The 2,896-nt window shown below is 63.2% G+C and carries 2 protein-coding genes; one reads left to right on the top strand and one right to left on the bottom strand.

The genetic code is table 11. From position 1 onward, the window contains the following. Nucleotides 1–1,484, bottom strand: a 1,484-nt coding sequence (locus tag AC1P6P_RS20580; protein ID WP_481404320.1) for a preprotein translocase subunit SecA, incomplete at its 3' end; no start/stop codon positions are given. 254 nt (nucleotides 1,485–1,738) lie between these two features. Here AC1P6P_RS20580 and argJ point away from each other — a divergent pair. After that, nucleotides 1,739–2,896, top strand: a 1,158-nt coding sequence (gene argJ / locus AC1P6P_RS20575) for a bifunctional glutamate N-acetyltransferase/amino-acid acetyltransferase ArgJ (RefSeq protein ID WP_481404321.1), incomplete at its 3' end; no start/stop codon positions are given.

The following is a 2,896-nucleotide window of genomic DNA, read 5'->3' as shown; positions in this document are numbered from 1 at the left end:
TGGGCGACGATGGAGGCTTCCTGTTCGTGATAGCGCGCGTTCAGGACGTTGTGCTTGACCTTGCGTTTCTTGAGCAGGTCGGACAGGTGCTCCGACTTCTCGATCGAGGTGGTACCGACCAGCACCGGCTGGCCGCGTTTCTGGCATTCCTCGATCAGCTTGATGACGGCTTCGTTCTTCTCGTCGAAGCTGCGGTAGACCTCGTCGTCATAGTCCTGCCGTTTCACCGGCAGGTTGGTCGGGATCTCCATCACCTCGAGGCTGTAGATGTCCATGAATTCGCCGGCTTCGGTCATTGCCGTGCCGGTCATGCCCGCCAGCTTGTCGTAGAGGCGGAAGTAATTCTGGAAGGTGATCGACGCCAGGGTGACGTTCTCGGGCTGGACCGGGACGTTCTCCTTGGCTTCCAGGGCCTGGTGCAGGCCTTCCGAGAAACGCCGGCCTTGCATCATGCGGCCGGTGAACTCGTCGATGATGATGACCTCGTCGCCCTTGACGATATAATCCTTGTCCTTCTGGAACAGCTTGTGCGCCTTGAGCGCCTGGTTCACGAAGTGGACCATCGCGATGTTGTCGAGGTCGTAAAGATCGCCGTGGGTGAGAAGGCCCGCTTCCTGAAGGAGCTGGACCATGTGCTCGTTGCCCTGGTCGGTGAGGGTGACCTGGCGCTGCTTCTCGTCGAGCTCGTAATCGCCTTTTTCTTCCGGCGGCACGTCCTTGCCCTGGCGCTTGGGCGGGATCAGCGACGGAACCAGGGCGTCGACCTTTCGGTACTGCTCGGTGAGGTCTTCCGTCGGGCCGGAAATGATCAGCGGCGTGCGCGCTTCGTCGACCAGGATCGAGTCCACTTCGTCGACGATGACGTAGGAATGCCCGCGCTGCACCATCGTCTCGATGGAGTACTTCATGTTGTCGCGCAGGTAGTCGAAGCCGAACTCGTTGTTGGTGCCGTAGGTGATGTCGCAGGCGTAGTTGGTGCGGCGTTCATCGTCCGACAACCCATGCACGATGACGCCGACGGTCATGCCGAGGAAGCGATAGACCTGGCCCATCCACTCGGAGTCGCGCTTGGCGAGATAGTCGTTCACGGTGACGACGTGGACGCCTTCGCCGGCGAGCGCGTTCAGGTAGACGGCGAGGGTGGCGACCAGGGTCTTGCCTTCACCGGTCTTCATCTCGGCGATGTTGCCGTGATGCAGGACCATGCCGCCGACCAGCTGCACGTCGAAGTGGCGCTGGCCGAGGGTGCGCTGGGCGGCTTCGCGCACGACCGCAAAGGCTTCCGGCAGGATGTCCTCGAGGGTTTCGCCAGCCGCGAGCCGTTCCTTGAAGGCGGGGGTCATCGCCTGCAGCTCTTCATCGGTCATCGGCTTGAAGCGCGGCTCGAGCTCGTTGATCTCTTTGACCGTGGCCCAAAAGCGCTTCAATTTCCGCTCGTTGGCGGAACCGAACAGACGCTGCAGAATGGCGTCGATACCAGGCATGGAGGTCCTCTGTCGGGCGAGCAAATCTAAACCGCCGGAAAGGACTCCCGGCTGTAGCCGCGCCGGAGAGATAAGAACGACACACCCCCTTGTCAAATCTCAAGATTCCGGCCAAACCCCCCGGCCCGTTGGGAAGAGAGTCCAAAATGACGCAGCACCGTAAGGGCCGTACGCCGGCCACCGCCAAATCCACCAGCAAGCCCGTCGCGCTCCATCCGGTTTCGCCACTGGCGCCAAAGCGTTTTGCGCGCCTGATGCCGCTCGACGGGGTCGTCCTAGCGGCCGGCGAGGCAGGGGTGCGCTACAAGAACCGCACCGACGTGATGCTGGCGGTATTCGAGCCGGGCACAAAAGTCGCAGGCGTGTTCACCACGTCCAAGGCGGCGTCGGCCCCTGTGGATTGGTGCAAGGCCGCCCTTAAGCGCGGTTCCGCCCGGGCTCTGGTGGTCAATTCGGGCAATGCCAATGCCTTCACCGGCAAGGCGGGCCTGGAGGGTGCCGGCGAGGTCGCCGTGGCCGCGACGAGCGCCGTCGGCTGCGACGCCGACGAGGTTTACATGGCCTCCACCGGCGTGATCGGCGAGCCGATGCCGGCTCACAAGATCGCCGCGATCCTCAAGGACTTGACGGCCAAATGTGCCCCCAACCGCTGGCGCGAAGCGGCGCAGGCGATCATGACCACCGATACCTATCCCAAGATGGCAAAGGCGACCGCCAAGCTCGGCGGCAAGACAGTGACGATCAACGGTTTCTGCAAGGGCTCGGGCATGATCGCGCCAAATATGGGCACGATGCTTGCCTTCGTGATGACGGACGCCAAGCTGCCGCAGAAAGTGCTGCAGGATTTGCTCAGCGATGGCGTCAAGCCGTCGTTCAACTCGATCACCGTCGACAGCGACACCTCCACCTCCGACACGCTGCTCTTGTTCGCGACCGGCAAGGCCGACAACAAGCCGGTGCGGGCGGCCTCCGATCCCAAGCTGCGCGACTTCAAGAAGAAGCTCGATGCCGTACTGCTCGATTTGGCGCTGCAGGTCGTGCGTGACGGCGAAGGCGCCACGAAGTGCTTCAAGGTCAGCGTCCAGGGCGCCGAGAACGATGCCGCCGCCAAACGCATCGCGCTGTCGATCGCCAATTCGCCGCTGGTGAAGACGGCGGTGGCGGGGGAGGATGCCAATTGGGGCCGCATTGTCATGGCGGTGGGCAAGGCGGGCGAGCCGGCGGACCGGGATACGCTGTCGGTGGCGGTCGGCGGCACCTGGATGGCACGGGACGGCGGCGTTGTGTCGGGTTACAATGAGACGCCGGTGGTGGAGCATATGCGCGGCCGGGACATCCATATCGAGGTGGATCTGGGTCTCGGGCGCGGCAAGGCGACGGTTTGGACGTGCGACCTGACGCACGGGTATATC

It is taken from the genome of Rhizomicrobium sp. (assembly GCF_056722145.1).
This window is presented reverse-complemented; position numbering and strand designations above follow the sequence as displayed.